At 51.0% G+C, this 16,216-nt stretch carries 19 protein-coding genes, 1 tRNA gene and 1 pseudogene; 14 read left to right on the top strand and 7 right to left on the bottom strand.

Features of this window, described 5'->3' with window-relative positions:
- The first annotated feature begins 220 nt into the window (after nucleotides 1-220).
- The 6 genes and pseudogenes from AB4876_RS15585 to AB4876_RS15560 all read left to right on the top strand — a co-directional run bounded on the left by AB4876_RS15585 (nucleotide 221) and on the right by AB4876_RS15560 (nucleotide 5,027).
- Nucleotides 221-1,042, top strand: a complete 822-nt coding sequence (locus tag AB4876_RS15585) for an antitoxin Xre/MbcA/ParS toxin-binding domain-containing protein (protein WP_368382676.1) — start codon at nucleotides 221-223, stop codon at nucleotides 1,040-1,042.
- A 148-nt stretch (nucleotides 1,043-1,190) separates the two neighbouring features.
- Nucleotides 1,191-1,592, top strand: a complete 402-nt coding sequence (locus AB4876_RS15580; RefSeq protein WP_368382675.1) for an HNH endonuclease — start codon at nucleotides 1,191-1,193, stop codon at nucleotides 1,590-1,592.
- Nucleotides 1,593-1,615: 23 nt separating this feature from the next.
- The gene (locus AB4876_RS15575; RefSeq protein ID WP_368382674.1) at nucleotides 1,616-2,395 is read left to right on the top strand and encodes a hypothetical protein; all 780 of its coding nucleotides are present in this window, start codon (nucleotides 1,616-1,618) and stop codon (nucleotides 2,393-2,395) included.
- Nucleotides 2,396-2,479: 84 nt separating this feature from the next.
- On the top strand, nucleotides 2,480-3,775 hold the full coding sequence (locus tag AB4876_RS15570) for a hypothetical protein (RefSeq protein WP_368382673.1): 1,296 nt from the start codon (nucleotides 2,480-2,482) through the stop codon (nucleotides 3,773-3,775).
- A pseudogene (locus AB4876_RS15565) lies at nucleotides 3,772-3,897 on the top strand (helix-turn-helix domain-containing protein); the annotation flags it as partial. The gene AB4876_RS15570 and the pseudogene AB4876_RS15565, both read left to right, overlap by 4 nt.
- An 83-nt stretch (nucleotides 3,898-3,980) precedes the next feature.
- Entirely contained in the window at nucleotides 3,981-5,027 is a 1,047-nt protein-coding gene (locus AB4876_RS15560; protein WP_368382672.1) for a tyrosine-type recombinase/integrase, read from the top strand.
- Between the two features lie 18 nt (nucleotides 5,028-5,045).
- On the opposite strand, the gene AB4876_RS15555 is transcribed toward AB4876_RS15560, so the two are convergent.
- The 4 genes from AB4876_RS15555 to AB4876_RS15540 form a co-directional block, all read right to left on the bottom strand.
- Nucleotides 5,046-5,121 (bottom strand) — tRNA-Phe (locus AB4876_RS15555).
- Between the two features lie 83 nt (nucleotides 5,122-5,204).
- On the bottom strand, nucleotides 5,205-5,477 hold the full coding sequence (locus AB4876_RS15550) for an oxidative damage protection protein (RefSeq protein WP_301029470.1): 273 nt from the start codon (nucleotides 5,475-5,477) through the stop codon (nucleotides 5,205-5,207).
- On the bottom strand, nucleotides 5,474-6,547 hold the full coding sequence (gene mutY / locus AB4876_RS15545; protein WP_368382671.1) for an A/G-specific adenine glycosylase: 1,074 nt from the start codon (nucleotides 6,545-6,547) through the stop codon (nucleotides 5,474-5,476). Before mutY ends, AB4876_RS15550 begins: the two co-directional genes overlap by 4 nt.
- On the bottom strand, nucleotides 6,544-6,942 hold the full coding sequence (locus AB4876_RS15540; RefSeq protein WP_301029473.1) for an acetyl-CoA sensor PanZ family protein: 399 nt from the start codon (nucleotides 6,940-6,942) through the stop codon (nucleotides 6,544-6,546). Before AB4876_RS15540 ends, mutY begins: the two co-directional genes overlap by 4 nt.
- A gap of 81 nt (nucleotides 6,943-7,023) precedes the next feature.
- Between AB4876_RS15540 and hisB the strand changes: the two genes are divergently transcribed.
- Genes hisB through hisF form a run of 4 tightly spaced genes read left to right on the top strand, consistent with a single transcriptional unit; the run spans nucleotide 7,024 to nucleotide 9,842 of the window.
- The gene (gene hisB / locus AB4876_RS15535) at nucleotides 7,024-7,617 is read left to right on the top strand and encodes an imidazoleglycerol-phosphate dehydratase HisB (protein WP_368382670.1); all 594 of its coding nucleotides are present in this window, start codon (nucleotides 7,024-7,026) and stop codon (nucleotides 7,615-7,617) included.
- A gap of 11 nt (nucleotides 7,618-7,628) precedes the next feature.
- Nucleotides 7,629-8,294: an imidazole glycerol phosphate synthase subunit HisH gene (gene hisH / locus AB4876_RS15530; protein ID WP_368382669.1), complete on the top strand. Its 666-nt coding sequence runs from the start codon at nucleotides 7,629-7,631 to the stop codon at nucleotides 8,292-8,294.
- Nucleotides 8,295-8,309: 15 nt separating this feature from the next.
- Complete coding sequence (hisA, locus tag AB4876_RS15525; protein WP_368382668.1) at nucleotides 8,310-9,044, top strand: 1-(5-phosphoribosyl)-5-[(5-phosphoribosylamino)methylideneamino]imidazole-4-carboxamide isomerase; 735 nt, start codon at nucleotides 8,310-8,312, stop codon at nucleotides 9,042-9,044.
- 21 nt (nucleotides 9,045-9,065) lie between these two features.
- Entirely contained in the window at nucleotides 9,066-9,842 is a 777-nt protein-coding gene (gene hisF / locus AB4876_RS15520; RefSeq protein WP_368382667.1) for an imidazole glycerol phosphate synthase subunit HisF, read from the top strand.
- A 46-nt stretch (nucleotides 9,843-9,888) separates the two neighbouring features.
- Here hisF and AB4876_RS15515 read toward each other — a convergent pair whose 3' ends face one another.
- The 3 genes from AB4876_RS15515 to gpmM all read right to left on the bottom strand — a co-directional run bounded on the left by AB4876_RS15515 (nucleotide 9,889) and on the right by gpmM (nucleotide 14,103).
- Complete coding sequence (locus AB4876_RS15515) at nucleotides 9,889-11,274, bottom strand: S41 family peptidase (RefSeq protein WP_368382666.1); 1,386 nt, start codon at nucleotides 11,272-11,274, stop codon at nucleotides 9,889-9,891.
- Between the two features lie 106 nt (nucleotides 11,275-11,380).
- On the bottom strand, nucleotides 11,381-12,532 hold the full coding sequence (locus AB4876_RS15510) for a murein hydrolase activator EnvC family protein (protein WP_368382665.1): 1,152 nt from the start codon (nucleotides 12,530-12,532) through the stop codon (nucleotides 11,381-11,383).
- Nucleotides 12,533-12,546: 14 nt separating this feature from the next.
- Nucleotides 12,547-14,103, bottom strand: a complete 1,557-nt coding sequence (gene gpmM / locus AB4876_RS15505) for a 2,3-bisphosphoglycerate-independent phosphoglycerate mutase (RefSeq protein WP_368382664.1) — start codon at nucleotides 14,101-14,103, stop codon at nucleotides 12,547-12,549.
- A gap of 157 nt (nucleotides 14,104-14,260) precedes the next feature.
- On the opposite strand from gpmM, the gene AB4876_RS15500 reads away from it, so the two are divergent.
- The 4 genes from AB4876_RS15500 to AB4876_RS15485 all read left to right on the top strand — a co-directional run bounded on the left by AB4876_RS15500 (nucleotide 14,261) and on the right by AB4876_RS15485 (nucleotide 16,110).
- Nucleotides 14,261-14,674 (top strand): rhodanese-like domain-containing protein, encoded by a 414-nt coding sequence (locus AB4876_RS15500; protein WP_368382663.1) that lies wholly within the window; start codon nucleotides 14,261-14,263, stop codon nucleotides 14,672-14,674.
- A 63-nt stretch (nucleotides 14,675-14,737) separates the two neighbouring features.
- Entirely contained in the window at nucleotides 14,738-14,992 is a 255-nt protein-coding gene (gene grxC, locus AB4876_RS15495) for a glutaredoxin 3 (RefSeq protein WP_368382662.1), read from the top strand.
- 73 nt (nucleotides 14,993-15,065) lie between these two features.
- Nucleotides 15,066-15,536: a protein-export chaperone SecB gene (secB, locus tag AB4876_RS15490; RefSeq protein ID WP_368382661.1), complete on the top strand. Its 471-nt coding sequence runs from the start codon at nucleotides 15,066-15,068 to the stop codon at nucleotides 15,534-15,536.
- Nucleotides 15,537-15,642: 106 nt separating this feature from the next.
- Nucleotides 15,643-16,110, top strand: a complete 468-nt coding sequence (locus AB4876_RS15485) for a tRNA (cytidine(34)-2'-O)-methyltransferase (RefSeq protein WP_368382660.1) — start codon at nucleotides 15,643-15,645, stop codon at nucleotides 16,108-16,110.
- The last annotated feature ends 106 nt before the right edge of the window (nucleotides 16,111-16,216 follow it).

Here is a 16,216-nt window from a genome sequence, read left to right as displayed (position 1 = left end):
TGTTGGATGAAGAAGACACAATGTCTCCAACAACTTACCCATACTTCGGTGCGGCATTGACTGCCTGGAGAGTGGGGGAAAAAGCCGGCCAAGTGCCGGTTTTTTCATATCTATAGGTTAGATAATAAAAATGGAATCAAAGGACGTCCTGCGAACACGGATTTACGTAGACGGCTTTAACTTATACTACGGATGCCTTAAAGGGACTCCAGATAAGTGGTTGGATCTACCCCTCCTGTTTGAAAAAATTATCGCAAGCATAATGATACCTCCTCCTTACGATAGTATTAAGGTTGAATTCTGCCCTTTGGCGATTAAGTACTTTACCGCCCCTATTCTCGCAAACGCAGCAAAAGCTATCGACTCGGTGTCCTCGCAGTCTAGGTATCACACGGCTTTATCAAATTTCCATCCCGAAAGAGTTGAGATCATTCAAGGCTACTATGATTTGGGTAAGGCTAATCTAAAAGTAGTCGATGCAGTTGACCCCAAAAAGTTGCCCCGAGATTGCAATCAGGTTGCGACAGTATGGAAGTTGGAAGAAAAGCAATCAGACGTCAATTTGGCGCTGCATGCGCTTTACGATGCGGTTTCTAATGATGTGGATCATGTTGTTTTGGTGACAAATGATACTGATATAGCTCCGGCAGCGGAAATGATTCGTCAAAAAACAGGCGCTATCCTTGGATTAATTGTTCCTACCCGAGACAGGGTGCGCGAACCTAACACTGAAATAGCAAATGCAGTGCATTGGTGTAGGTCTTATATAACGGATGATGAGTTGTCGGAATCTCAATTGCCCCGAATTATTCAGGGTAAGCGAAAATCAACAGCGAAACCTACTTCTTGGTATGAGCGGCCGGATTTACTTGAGGCGGCATTGGTCGTAGCTAAAGAGGTCTTGGGGAAAGAAGGTCGAGCATTTAAATGGCTGGAGACTGAGCATCCAAAGATTGAAGGGGTTAGGCCTATTGAATTGCTTAATACTGAAGGTGGGCTTAATACGGTAAAAGGGCTATTGGGAGAGTTAGGTAGCCAGTAATGACTTGGTTGTTCTAGTTTGTAAATCAGTAGTGAAACGTAATTTGACGTACGAAATTTAGTTGATTATTCTAACTTGAAAGTGAAAGGCCAGTAATTGGTTTGATGCTAATTTTTATAGTTAGACCGGCAATCGGCTAGCTACCGTTATGACTCGCAATGAGGGCATTCGGCTTTTTCGGATGCTTCGTATGCCCGCTAGCTCTATTAGTAAATTTCGCGCAATTGCATTTTCGGCTCAATCTGGGAAATGCTTCTACTGTAAATCCCCAATGTGGCTGGGTGATGGCCTGCTTGAATTTAGTGCGCTCAACGGCGTTTCGATTAAGCAAGCTCGCTTGCTGAGATGCACTGCTGAGCATGTTGTTGCGAAGCAAGATGGCGGGAAAAACGAGCGAGCCAATATCGTTGCGGCTTGTTCTTACTGTAATCATACTCGGCATAGAAGTAAGCGTCCGCTATCTGCAGACCAGTACGCAAAGAAGATTTCCCAAAAGTGTCAGAAAAAGCGGTGGCTAACTTGTAAATTCTTGAATGCGTCACATAATTGAGTATTTGAGGTGTCGAACGTATTGTGACTGGGAAGGAGTTTGGTCGGTTAAGTCGAGAGCATTTGGCTAGTTTTCGTGCCATGCGTTATGCAATGGATGAGCAGTTCGGTGAATTGCATTCCATGCTCGCTCAAAAGCAGACGGAAATGGCAGCCTATCTAGGGTCAAATTTTATTTGGCATCAGTTTTATTCTATTCCTTTAATGGCCTTGCCTTTGCTGGTCATAAAAACTCTTGGTGCGCTCGATGACTTTATGGCGTTTATAAGGGATCCAAATATTGTTCAGGTTGCTATCGATGAGGTGATTGCGGGGGAGTTTTCATTGGACTCTCCAGATTTGACGCCAGAACAATTTGAGCAGATATTCCCGATGCTCACCGCACTTAAAAATCAAATGAGGGGGATAAATTATTATGGCTATCCATTGTCAGATTTTCTTGGTCGTTATTTAAAAAATCCAACTGATGAAGATTTGATGTTACTTCTTTCGGTTGATTCGTCTTTGATTAGTCTTCCGTCTTTTCAGAATCGCATAAATATAGCAAAAGCTGTCAATGATTCAGCGTTTGAGAAAAGGCTTGCCAGTGCAATGAAGGAACAGCCCCATAAGGGGCGTCTTCCATATCAGGATCTACGTTATACGTTATATGCGCTTAAGATTGAGGGTTCGATCGACAGTCTCACGGAGGAAACGGCGTACCAATTATTTTGTCGAGAATTAAATTATTTTCCAGACGATGGCGATGCGGGGCGAAGTCTTTGGAAATTCATCGAGCGCTGGAGAAAAGAGTTTCCGACATAAAACCTTGAATTTTATGTCGTGTCCTTACCGTGCGAATCTGATTATTAATAGCGGCCATGATTAATTACCTGAGGAGTTCAGGGCATGGCTAAAAATCTAAACGATACCACTACACCCCTAAATGGAGCCGCCGGAGGAGCCTGTTTTGAGGACGCGAAGCGCCCGCAAAAACCGACTCCGCACGGTGGCAGTCTCGACGATGGCAGTGCGCCGCCTAGTAACACAGCACCTGCAAACTGCACGGACTCGCTAAGTGGTACCACAATACTGCGGTCTGGGATCGATTCCCTCTACATTTCGTGCAAGGGGCAGATTTCCGAAGATGTTGAACACCTATTGCGTGTTTCAAAGGAGCTGGCTCAATCGCCTGATCCTGAGGTTCGCGCGGGTGCTTTTCTGGAGCTAGGTGAGCATCGGTTTCAGGTTAAAGATAAGGGGAAAGGTCGCTACCCCTATGTCTTGGTTGATAACTGGTTTCACCTCCAAATTTCTGGGCGCAGTGCCACAAGCTTGCCGATGGCGTATTGCCAGCTACAAAGTGAGGCATTGACATGCGAGGGTGTTAAATCGGTTCTTCTTCGATTAGTCGATTTGTTATTGCAGCTTAATCCGGATGCCGAGACGTTGCAGGTAAGTCGGGTAGATCTTTGCGTCGACTTTGTTACTGATCTGGATTTTGCGGCGACACCGGAGCATTGGTGGGTGCGTCGTGCTGCCAAACTAAATACGTATAGCGAACACGGCGAATTTAACGGTTATATGTTCGGGGCGGGCGGGGATCTGGTTGCGCGACTCTATGACAAAACACTTGAGATACAAAAATCTCGAAAACTCTACTTACAAGACATATGGGCTTTAAATGGCTGGGATCGGTCTGCGAAGGTGTGGCGGATAGAGTTTCAGTATAAGCGTCCGGTACTGCGAGAGTTGAAGGTCGAAACCGTTGGTCAGTTGCTTTCTAGCATGTCGGGGCTCTGGGGTTATGCCTCTGGTGATTGGATGCAGCTCAAGACGCCTACTTCGGATCAGACTCGGTCTAGGTGGCCTACTCATCCCGTATGGTCGATTCTTCAAGCGGCGGACTGGGGCGATGTTTCTAAGCACTTGTGGAGGGTGCGTACTAGTCGAGAGCCTGACGATCATTTTTTGTTCGTGAATGGTTTGGGTGGTCTGTCTTCATACATGGCTCGTGAAAATATTGCGGATTTAGATCGTGCTATGCGTCGCTATCTACGTGATGCACGGCGCTATCATGCCGGTATGACCAAGGATGGTTATGATTCGCTTGATCGCTATCTCATTGTAAAGGCGAGAGAAAAAGCCCTGCGTTTTAATCGTCCGTTACCTGGCATCGAGCAAGGAGGGGAGGATGAATTTTGAAAACACTGGATCTCAAAGAAGCTGCCGCCTTCCTCAAAATGTCTCCGTCGGCGCTACGCGAAAAGGCGCGCTCTGGGCGCATTCGCGGCGCGAAGCCTGCCAAGCAATGGGTCTTTCTGGAGGAGGATCTTGTCTGGCATCTGCGCTCGCTATATTCTGGCCTTGGGCAAACGCCGTTAAGTGGCTGTGAACAGGAGGTTTCACAATGTCACTCTACAAACGGGGAAAGGTCTGGTGGGTTAAGCTCACAAGTCCCGCAGACGAGCGAATATATCGCTCTACTGGGATTGAAGACAAAGAACAGGCTCAGGAATATCACGACCGATTAAAGGTGCAACTCTGGCGGATACATCGTTTGGGGGAGAAGCCTCGGCGCACATGGCAGGACGCGGTTGTGCGATGGGTCGGGAGTACGGATCACAAGGCAGATCACGAAAAAGATCTGGGTAAGCTGAAATGGCTTGATCGGTTTTTGGGGAATAAGTGGCTCGACGAGATCGACGCTGATTTAATCGCCAAAATCGCACAAACCAAGAAAGCAGAATCTAGCCCCTCAACGGCTAACCGGTATTTGGCGCTTATTCGGGCAATTCTCCGAGCGGCGCGGGATGATTGGGCGTGGGTTGAACGGGTTCCAAGGGTCAGATTATTTCCAGAGTCGAAAAAGCGTATCCGGTGGATCTCGCGGGATGAGGCAGCAAAATTAATTGCTGAATTACCCCCGCATTTGGCTGATATGGCGCGTTTTACTCTGGCAACAGGGTTGCGCCAGCGCAATGTTAGTTATTTGCGTTGGGATCAGGTGGATACATCGAGGCGTGTGGCGTGGATACACGCTGACCAGTCTAAGTCGCGAAAGGCAATTGCAGTGCCGCTTAACAGTGATGCGCTGGAAGTGCTTAAAAAGCGACGCGGGGATGGTGGGGATTACGTGTTTACTTTTCAGGGTAAGCCCGTAGACCGAACATCCACTAAGGCATGGGCGGCGGCGAAAAAACGTGCAGGTATTGACGATTTTCGTTGGCATGACTTACGTCATACATGGGCGTCTTGGCACGTCCAGAGCGGTACGAGCCTGCAAGAGCTGCAGGAATTGGGTGGTTGGTCGACCGTTGATATGGTGCTCAGATACGCGCATTTGGCTGCAGATCAGTTGTTACACGCAGCTCGGCGCATCGAGGGTACAAATTTGGGGACAGTGCCACAAAAACCACAGAAATCAGTTGGCTTGAGGTTGGTTGTAAGTCGATGATTTTAAACGGGAAAATAGTGGTGCCCAGAGACGGAATCGAACCGCCGACACGAGGATTTTCAATCCTCTGCTCTACCGACTGAGCTATCTGGGCATATTTGAGAGCTTTGGCTGCTTCTCAGAAGGCGCGTATTAAACCTGTTCCTAATCTGCGAGTCAAGCCCCAAACGCAATGACTTATTCGCTGGGTGGAACGTAGCCTTCTGCTTTTTCATATTCTTCGCCGGAAAGAAATTTTTCCATCTCGGCTTGCAGGAATTTTCGCGATGCTGGATCCATCATGCTCAGGTGTTTTTCGTTGATGAGCATGGTTTGGTGGGCGTGCCATTCTTCCCAAGCTTTTTTAGAGACGTTCTCGAAAATATCCTGGCCTTTTGGGCCTGGGTAGGGGGCTTTGTCTAGGCCTTCGAGGTCTTGCTGATATTTTTTGCAGAATACGGTGCGGGTCATGCGCTGTGTTTCCTTAGTAAATCTTGGCTGAATACGGCGTCGAGCAATTTTTTGACGGGTGCCGCCAAGCCGACTTGCTGATTGCTGTGCCCCTTATACCAGAGCATCTCGCGAGGTTCCATGGTGGTGCTGATATCGGCCTTGAGTTTGATGTGCAGTGGCGTGATATCTAAATGAAAATGGCTGAAGGTGTGGCGCATATTTGGCCAAGTCTGAATGTGGCCTTTGGCGTTGAGGGTGTTGTCTAAATAATGCGTGGCGGCGTCAAAGTCGATGGCCTCGGGTAGGCTCCATAAGCCGCCCCATATGCCGCTATTGGGGCGTTGTTCTAGCAGAATTTCACCGGCGGGGCTTTCAATGATGAGCAGGTGAATCTCGCGAACGGGCGTTATTTTCTTTGGTTTTTTGCCAGGGTAATTAGTTTGGTTGCCGGCGGCATAGGCTGCGCAGCCAGATTGCACTGGGCACTTTGGGCATTTGGGTTTGCTACGGGTGCAGAGTGTGGCGCCGAGATCCATGATGGCTTGGGTGTAGTCGGCGACGCGCTTGTTAGGGGTGAGGTCTTCGGCGAGCAGCCATAATTGGCCCTCGACGTCTTTCAGTCCTGGCCAGCCGTCGATGGCGGCGTAGCGGCTGAGTACGCGCTTTACGTTGCCGTCTAATATCGGCGCGCGGCCGCCAATAGCAATGGAGTAAATAGCCGCGGCGGTGGAGCGACCAATTCCCGGTAGGGTTTGGATGGTTTCGGGATCGTTGGGAAATACCCCGCCAAAGTCTTCGCAAATCATTTTGGCGGCTTTGTGTAAATTGCGGGCGCGGGCGTAGTAGCCAAGACCTGTCCATAGCGCGAGCACTTCATCGTTGGCCGCGAGTGCAAGGCTAACTAGGTCAGGAAAGCGCGCCATAAAGCGCTGGTAGTAGGGGATTACCGTGCTGACCTGGGTTTGTTGCAGCATGATTTCCGACACCCAAACTCGGTAGGGGCTAATGTCTTGCTGCCAAGGCAGGTCTTTGCGGCCGGCAATATCAAACCATTGCAGCAATTGCTGACTGAATGTGGTTTTACTCATGCGTCGGGGCGATGCCACTGCCAGATGGTGTTGTTGGCGCTAAATCCCAGCTCAGAGAACAAGTTAATCAGCTCTGGGCCTTTGCGCAAATCTGCCGAAATGCACTTTAGGTCGGGGGGGAGTTGCTTCATGGCTTGGATGATTAATTGCCGAGCAACCCCGCGCCGGCGGGTCACTTCCCGCACAGAGAGCTGTGCGAGCTGATAGTCGCCACCGAATATGGGGGTGAGGGTGCATGCAGCTAGCAGGCGGCCATTAAAGCGACCGCCAAACAAGATTAGCTTGCCAGCGGCGGCCTCGGCGACCAGCTTGGCGCTGCTACCAGGATAGAGTATTTCCAGATCGCTGCTGTCTTGTTGGTCTGGATTAGTGATGATTTCTGCGTATACGGGCATTTATGACGTTTCTGCTTGGTGTAATACGGTTCGGGATTTTTTATAATACCTCATTGTAAGCAAATAACCGATGAGGCGTCGATGAACGAGCGCAAAGCTACGATCAGCCGTAATACCCTAGAGACGCAGATTACTGTGGCCGTCAATCTAGATGGTACTGGTAAATCCCATTTTGAAACGGGTGTGCCGTTTCTTGATCATATGATGGATCAAATTGCCCGTCATGGTCTAATTGATCTTGAGGTTCATGCGGTAGGGGATTTGCATATCGACGCTCATCACACCGTTGAAGACATTGGTATCACCATGGGTCAAGCCTTTGCCGAGGCGGTTGGCGACAAAAAAGGCATTACCCGCTATGGGCACGCCTATGTGCCGTTAGACGAGGCTTTGTCGCGGGTGGTGATCGACTTCTCTGGTCGCGCCGGCCTGGAGTACCATGTGCCCTATACCCGTGGCAGCGTTGGCGGCTTTGATGTGGATTTGTTCTCTGAGTTTTTCCACGGCTTTGTTAATCACGCCAAGGTAACCCTGCATATCGATAACTTGCGCGGCAAAAACACCCATCATCAGGCCGAAACCGTGTTTAAAGCCTTTGGCCGCGCGCTGCGCATGGCCTTGCAGGCAGATGAGCGGATGGCGGGCATTACGCCTTCTACCAAGGGTAGTCTCTAGGATTTTTCAATATGAGTAAGTCTTCCGTTGCCGTAATCGATTACGGCATGGGTAATTTGCACTCGGTGGCCAGTGCCCTCGAGAAGGTTGGTGATGGCGTTAAGGTCATTGTCACCGATTGCCCTGACACAATTTTAAGCGCCGATCGGGTGATTTTTCCCGGTGTGGGCGCAATTCGCGATTGCATGGCAGAGCTTAAATCCCGTGGCTTAGACGAGGTAATTCAGGAAGTGGCGGCGCAAAAGCCGTTGCTCGGTATTTGCCTTGGCATGCAGGCCCTCTTGGAAACCAGTGAAGAGAATGGCGGCGTTGAGTGCTTAGACGTATTGCCGGGCGCTGTTAAGTTCTTTGGCAGTGATCTGCGCGATGCAGCAGGTGGGCGTCTTAAGGTTCCGCACATGGGTTGGAATAATGTTGTTCAAGCCATTGAGCACCCGCTGTGGGCGGGTATTCCCGACGCCAGCCGTTTCTATTTTGTGCACAGCTATTATGTGGATGCGCCAGAATTTGTGGCGGGCAGCTGCGACTACGGGGTGCAAGTGCACGCCGCTCTGGCCTGCGATAATGTGTTTGCCGTGCAATTTCACCCCGAAAAAAGCGGTGATATGGGCCTGCGTTTACTGAGCAATTTTTTGAACTGGGATCGCCCTGCGGCCTTCTTCCCAGTAACTGACTAATTTTAAGGTTTCACTATGCTAATTATTCCCGCGATTGATTTAAAAGACGGCCATTGCGTGCGCCTGCGTCAGGGCGAAATGAGTGACGCTACCGTTTATGGCAGCGACCCCGTTGAAATGGCCGCGCGTTGGGTAAAGGAAGGCTGCCGTCGTCTGCATTTGGTCGATCTGAACGGCGCCTTTGAAGGCAAGCCCATGAATGGCGAGGCGGTTAGCGCCATTGCCAAGGCCTACCCCAATTTGCCAATTCAAATTGGCGGCGGTATTCGCTCGCTGCACACCATTGAGCAGTATTTGGATGCCGGTGTGAATTACGTGATTATCGGCACCAAGGCGGTTAAAGAGCCTAAGTTTGTTGCCGAGGCTTGTAAGGCCTTTCCTGGCTCGGTGATTGTTGGTTTGGACGCCAAAGACGGTTTAGTGGCAACTGATGGCTGGGCGGAAGTGTCCACCTTGCTCGCCACCGAATTGGCTAAGCGTTTTGAACAAGACGGCGTGGATTCCATTGTTTATACCGACATTGCCCGCGACGGGATGATGCAGGGTGTGAACATTGATGCGACTGTTGCGATGGCCAAAGCTTCCGGCTTGCCAGTGATTGCTTCTGGCGGCGTAACCAATATGGATGATATCCGCGCGCTGCAAGCGGTGGCGGATGCCGGTATTCTCGGCGCGATTACTGGCCGCGCGATTTATGAAGGTCAGCTCGATTTGCGCGAAGCGCAAAGCTATTGCGACGGCAAGGCTTAAACACCGGAACAGGACAGCATAATGGCTTTGGCTAAACGTATTATTCCCTGCCTAGACGTCGACAAAGGTCGCGTGGTGAAAGGCGTAAATTTTGTTGGTATTCGCGACGCTGGCGACCCAGTTGAGGTTGCCAAACGCTATAACGAGCAGGGCGCTGACGAGATCACTTTTCTCGACATTACTGCCACTCACGAAGGTCGGGAAACCACTGCGCATATTGTGGAGCAGATTGCCGCCGAAGTGTTTATTCCGCTTACGGTTGGCGGCGGTATTCGCGAGATTAAAGATATTCGCGCTATGCTTAACGCCGGTGCCGACAAGGTGGGGATTAACTCCGCCGCCATTCACCGCCCCGATTTTGTAAAAGAAGCGGCCGACCGTTTTGGCTCTCAGTGCATTGTGATCGCTATTGACGCCAAGCGCGTTGCCGACGAAGCAGATGGCCGCCCGCGCTGGGAAATTTTCACCCACGGTGGTCGCAAGCACACTGGTATTAATGCGGTGGAATGGGCGATTAAAATGGTAAATAACGGCGCCGGTGAGGTGCTGTTGACCAGCATGGACGGCGACGGCACCAAGGCCGGTTACGACTTGGCGTTAACGCGGGCAATATCCGACGCGGTAGCGGTGCCGGTGATTGCCTCTGGCGGAGTGGGTAATCTCGACCACCTAGTCGATGGGATTATTGAAGGTCGTGCCGACGCTGTATTGGCCGCCAGTATTTTCCATTTTGGTGAGTTCACGGTACCAGAAGCCAAGGCTTATATGGCGGCGCGGGGAATAGAAGTTCGCTTATAAAAAAACGGGCCGCGGCCCGTTTTTTTCCTGTCTTTCTGCTTGCCGCTTACTTTGTTGCAGTTTCTGCTTCGCTGTTCGCTTTGGCCAAGGCCTTCTTGGCGCTAGACATAATGTGCAAGCCTTTCAATAAGTTCAGCGCCTCATAAAGCTGGTTGTCATTGGCGGCTAATTCATTACTGTCGTTCTTGTCTTTTTTATCTTGTTTGCGACTATTACTGTCGCTCTCTGCGCCATCGCCACGGCCAAGGTGGCCAGCTAAATCGGCTTCGGTTACTTGAATGCCCGCGGTTAAGGTTTCAATACGCGCCTTTTCTACCACGATGTCGGGGATAATTCCTTGGGCCTGAATTGAGCGGCCACTCGGCGTGTAGTAGCGGGCGGTGGTGAGTTTGATCGCGCTCTCTTCCGAAAGCGGCAGTACCGTTTGCACCGAGCCTTTGCCAAAGCTTTGGGTGCCGACAATAAGGGCGCGCTGGTGGTCTTGCAGAGCGCCAGCGACAATCTCTGAGGCCGAGGCCGAGCCGCCATTAATTAATACCACCATTGGCGTGTCATCGGCGGGAGCTTTGGCGCTGGCCATAAAACGGCTATAGGCGTTGGGTAGGCGGCCCTCAGTGTAAACAATAAGGCCGTCGTTGATAAACTCGTCCACGACCTGCACTGAGGCTTGCAGCAAGCCGCCTGGGTTGTTGCGCAAGTCTAGAATTAGGCCTTTTAGGGGCGTGCGGCCAGCGTTGAGGGTGGCTAATTCTTTTTTCAGGTCTTGGCCGGTGCGGCTTTGAAACTGTGAAATTCGAATATAGCCGTAGCCAGGCTGGAGCATTTCGCCGCGCACACTGGCAACGGTAATTACATCGCGCTTGAGTTTCACTTCAAAGGGCGCGTTGATGCCGTTGCGTAAAATGGTAAGTACAATTTTGCTGCCCGCGGGGCCTCGCATCAGAGTGACCGCTTCTTGCAGGTTCATGCCTTTAATGGGCTTGTTGTCGATTTGAATAATTAGGTCGCCGGGCTGAATGCCGGCCCGCTCGGCGGGAGTGTCATCGATTGGGGTGATGACTTTGATAAAGCCATTTTCCATGCCGACTTCAATGCCGAGCCCGCCAAATTCGCCAGTGGTGTGGTTTTGTAAGTCTTCAAATGAGCTGGCGTCGAGATAGTCGGAGTGGGGGTCGAGGCCGCTTAGCATGCCCCGAATGGCATTTTCGAGCAGGGTTTTGTCGTCGACTTCTTCAACGTAGCTGAGGCGGATTTGGTTAAAAACATCTGCAAAATTACGCAGTGCCTGAAGAGGTAGTTGGCCTTGGCTGCTCGCATCGGCCAGCTGCTCCGCTTGGTCGGTGTTTTTGTTTTTGTCGGCCAGCAGTGGGGTAGGCGTTGCCAGTAGCAATACCAGCAAAGCAGAAAATGTGTGGCGAAACATATCAGGCATAAAACGGATTCCCAGAACGTTTTTAAAACGAGGCTTATTGTAGCTTGCTTTGCTGGTGAAAGCTGCCGAGCTGTAATTAGCTAATTTAGCCTAACCTCCTGTGGGCTTAGTTGCACCAGCTGCGCGGGTCGGTGGGGCGTCCTTTATAGCGTATTTCAAAATACAGTCCCGCTTGGCGCTGGCCGCCGCTATTGCCCACAGTGGCAATGCCTTCGCCGCCCCGCACCCAGTCGCCCTCGCTGCGCAAGAGGCTCTGGTTGTGTGCGTAAAGGCTGAGGTAGTCGCCGCCGTGGTCAACAATAATCAGTAGGCCGGCGCCGCGCAGCCAGTCGGCGAAGACTACCCGGCCATTGTGAATGGCTTTGACGGCGTCGCCTTCATTGCCACTAATTTGAATGCCCTGCCAAGTTACCGAGCTGCCGTGGCGGGCTGCGCCGTAGCGATTTAATTGTTTGCCGTTAATGGGCCAGGGCATTTTGCCGCGCAGGGCTTTAAAGGGTTTGTAGTTGGCAGGCATGGCAATATTGGTCACTTCGCGCTCAACGGCTTGCAGCACGCTCTCGAGATCTTTGCGCTGCTTGTCGAGGCTGTTTAGTGAAATACTTGAATTTGCGATCTCGGTATCGATACCGGCCAGGGCTTTCGCACGCAGCTGCTTTTGTTCATGCAGCGCTTGTTGTTGGTGTTCAAGCTCGCGGCGACTGTTGGCAAGGGCCGCCGCTTCGGCGGTGATCGCGGGCTTGATGTCATCTAATTCTTGAAGGGTGTCGCGGTATTTGTGCAACTCAGCGCTGCGGGCACGATTGAAATAGTCAAAATAGGTGAGGGTACGGCTGAGCTCTTCGGGGTTTTCTTGATTCAGCAGCATCTTTAACTGACTTTCTTTGCCTAGCGCATAGGCGCTGCGTACGTGCTCGGCAATAAGCGTTTTTTGGCTTTGCTGCTGACTGCGAAGTTGGCGTTGGTGGGCTTCTAGTTCGTTTAATTTTTGCTGTTGTTGCTGTGATTTTTGCTTGGCGCGATGCAGCTTAGCAGCGGTGACGCCAATATCTTTTTCTATGCTTTGCAGTGCCTTGGCGGTTTTGCTGCGCTCGCTTTGCTGGCTACTAATAGACTTTTTTAGATGGCCTATTTTTTTATTAAGCTCTTGGAGCTGCTGTTTGCTCGCCTCGCCTTCGGCCACGGCATTGCTTGCCAGCTGCACTGCTAGCAATAGTGCGAGCAGCGCAGTGCGGCAGAGTTTTATATGATTGGACAAGGCCGCGGGCCGTTTCAAATGTCGCTAAGCAAATTTACGCCGGTCATTTCGGCGGGTTGCTCCACAGCCATTAAGCCCAAGAGAGTGGGGGCGATGTCGGCAAGTTTTCCGCCCTTTTCTTGGAGTTTTTGTTGGCGGCTACCCACATAAACTAATGGCACCAGTTCTGTGGTGTGTTGGGTGTGAGCTTGGCCGGCGTCGTAGTCCACCATTTGTTCGCAATTGCCGTGGTCTGCGGTAATCAAGCAGTGGCCGCCAACTTCTAACACTGCATCGGTAACGCGTTTTATACAAATATCTAGAGCTTCAACTGCTTTAACGGCGGCTTCAAATACACCGGTGTGGCCAACCATATCGCCATTGGCGTAGTTGCAAATAATGGTGTCGTAATTGCCGCTATGAATGGCCGCTACTAGCTGGTCAGTCAGTTCGGGGGCGCTCATCTCAGGTTGTAAATCGTAGGTGGCTACATCTGGTGAGGCGATCAGTTTGCGATCTTCGCCTTCATAAAGCGCTTCACGGCCGCCGCTAAAGAAAAACGTGACGTGGGCGTACTTCTCAGTCTCGGCAATGCGCAGCTGAGTTTTACCTTGCTTTTCCATTACCTCGCCAAAGCTATTGTGCATGGTGCTGGGTGGGTAGGCGACGGCAGCGGGGATACTGTCGGCGTATTCGGTGGTCATTACAAACTCTGCAAGCGCGGGGCGCACTTTGCGTTTAAAACCATCGAAGTCGGTGTCGACAAAGGCGCGGGTAATTTCACGGGCGCGGTCGGCGCGGAAGTTCATGAAGATTACGCTGTCACCGTCGCTGATCTTGGCGTCACTGTCCCCCGCTTTTTGAATAACAGAAGCGCTGACGAACTCATCGTTTTCGTCGCGCTGGTAAGCTGCTTGCAGGGCGTCACGCACATTGTCGTAGCGGAAGTCTGCCTCGCCGTTGGTGAGTAAGTCGTAGGCTTTTTCAACGCGATCCCAGCGGTTGTCGCGGTCCATTGCAAAGTAACGGCCGACCATTGATGCCGTGCGGCCGCAGCCTAGCTCCTTAAATTGTGCATCGAGCTTGTCGAGCGAATCTTGAGCACTGCGCGGTGGGGTGTCGCGGCCGTCTAAAAAGGCGTGAACATAAACATGCTTGGCGCCACGCTGGGCGGCAAGCTTAATCATCGCGAGAATGTGATTCTCGTGGCTGTGTACGCCACCCGCCGAGAGCAGGCCGAGAATGTGCACGGCTTTACCTGCGTTGACAGCTTTATCTACCGCCTCGGTGTAAACCGGATTGCTGTAAAAGTCGCCGTCGCTTATGGCTTTGTCGATGCGGGTAATACTTTGGTAAACCACGCGGCCAGCACCGAGGCTCATATGGCCAACTTCTGAATTGCCCATTTGGCCGTCGGGTAGACCAACATCAAGGCCTGAGCCAGATATAAGGGTGTGAGGTGCTTCGCGCCACAGGCGATCCCAGTTCGGGGTGTTGGCGTGGAAAATAGCGTTGTCTTTAGGGTCTTCGCGATAGCCAAAGCCGTCGAGGATGACGAGTACGACTGGTTTTTTTGCTAGGGTGTTGGCCATAAATCTCACACTTTAGAACACTGAGGATAAACGCTGCATTGTAGCTTTTTCGAGGAGTTGAGGCTACGCGAGGGTGGGTGAGAATTGCCGCTTGGCAGTGTATACTCTCGCTTTTTTCGCGAATTGTGCAGCGCACATGGCATAAAGAGATGTTTTCATGGATAAATTAATCCCCTTTGTTGCTGAGCAGTGGATATTAGTGTCGGCATTAATTTCTTGCCTATTGCTGCTTAGTTTTCATGAGCAGCGTCGCGCTGGTAAGAGCCTTAGCCCACAGCAAATGGTGAATTTGGTGAATCAGCAGGAGGCAGTAGTGATTGATCTGCGCGACAAAGCTGAGTTCAGCAAGGGCCACATCCTAGGCTCGGTCAATCTACCGTTCTCCAAATTAGAGAAAGAAATTGCCGACCACGTTGAAAAAGACAAGCCGCTGGTATTGGTTTGCAAGATGGGGCAACACGCTAGCGCTGCCGGTAAAAAGCTGGGCTCGCTAGGCTATAGCCAGGTGTACCGTCTAAAGGGTGGTGTATCTGAGTGGCAGATAATGCAAATGCCACTGGTAAAGAAATAAAGCTGGCCCGCATTTTGTAAAACGGTGTTTTGCGTAAATGAAGATGTTATAAAAGAGGTGGAAATGGCACAGGTAACGATCTACACAACGCGATTTTGTCCTTTTTGTGTTCGCGCCAAGCAGTTGTTGACTAGCAAGGGCGTGGCCTTTGATGAAATTCCGGTAGATGGCCGCAATGATTTGCGCAGCGACTTGGCCAAGCGCAGTGGTCAGCGCACGGTACCGCAGATTTGGATTGGCGAGACCCATGTGGGAGGCTGCGACGAATTATATGCCTTAGAGCGTGGCGCCAAATTAGATGCGCTGATTGCATCATAGTTACCTTGTTAATTGCGGTACTAGGCCTTATATACGTTATAACCCTTTAAATTAGTTTAGGAAACGGAAAACAATGCCAGAAGAAACGCCCGTTCAAGCCAAATTTGCCTTACAGCGTATTTACACTAAAGACGTATCTTTTGAGTCTCCCGCTAGCCCATTAATTTTTACCAAGGCGTGGAAACCAAAAATACAGGTTGACCTCAATACCCGCAGCAAAGCGGTGGCTGACAATACCTATGAAGTGGTTCTTACGGTGACGATCACCGCCAAGCTTGAAGATGACGAAACTGCTTTCTTGGTGGAAATTCATCAAGCTGGTTTGTTTATGGCCGAAGGTATTGAAGGCGAGCAATTGCGTCAGCTACTTGGCATAGCTTGTCCTAATATGCTGTTTCCGTATTTGCGTGAAGCGGTTGATTCGCTGGTGGTTAAAGGTGGGTTCCCTGCGTTGGCGCTGCAGCCAGTGAACTTTGAAGCACTTTATCGCCAAGCCGAAGAAGCGGCTGCTCGTCAGGCAGAAGCGGCGTCTACGACACACTAATTTCTGGCGCTAGGCTCAAAATACCGCATTGCTGATTACTCGGTATGCGGTATTTTTTTATCTCCTATATTGTCATTAGCCACTTAGTTTTTTTGGTGCCCCAGCTATGTTCCATATTGCCCTGTACGAGCCGCGCATTGCCCCCAATACCGGTAATATTATTCGTCTAGTTGCCAATAATGGCTGCCATCTTCATCTGATCGAACCGCTGGGTTTTGATATGGAGGAGAAAAAGTTGCGACGTGCGGGACTAGATTATGCCGAACTGGCGCGGGTGACTCGCTACCCTGATTACCCCAGTTTTTTAGCGGCGATGGGCGACCGTCGGATATTTGCGCTAACCACCAAGGGCAGTCGCAATTATGCCGATGCTAAATTTGAAGCCGATGATGTGCTGCTGTTTGGTTCAGAAACTTCGGGTCTACCGCCAGCAGTGCGGGAAAGTTTAGGGCAGGAACACTGCTTGCGCGTGCCAATGATGGCCGAAGCCCGCAGTTTGAATTTATCGAATACGGTCGCGCTGGTGAGTTATGAGGCGTGGCGGCAAGTGGGATTTTTAGGGGCTCAGGTCTGAGGCCAGCTCGGAGTGGGAGACGCTTGACGGGAGACGGAAAATGCAAAGGCCAAGCGAGCTCTGCACCGCTTTTTTACTTTTAAGCATCTCCCGTCTCCCGTAACGC

The sequence above is a fragment of the Zhongshania guokunii genome, assembly GCF_040892635.1.
Lineage (GTDB): Bacteria > Pseudomonadota > Gammaproteobacteria > Pseudomonadales > Spongiibacteraceae > Spongiibacter > Spongiibacter guokunii.
This window is presented reverse-complemented; position numbering and strand designations above follow the sequence as displayed.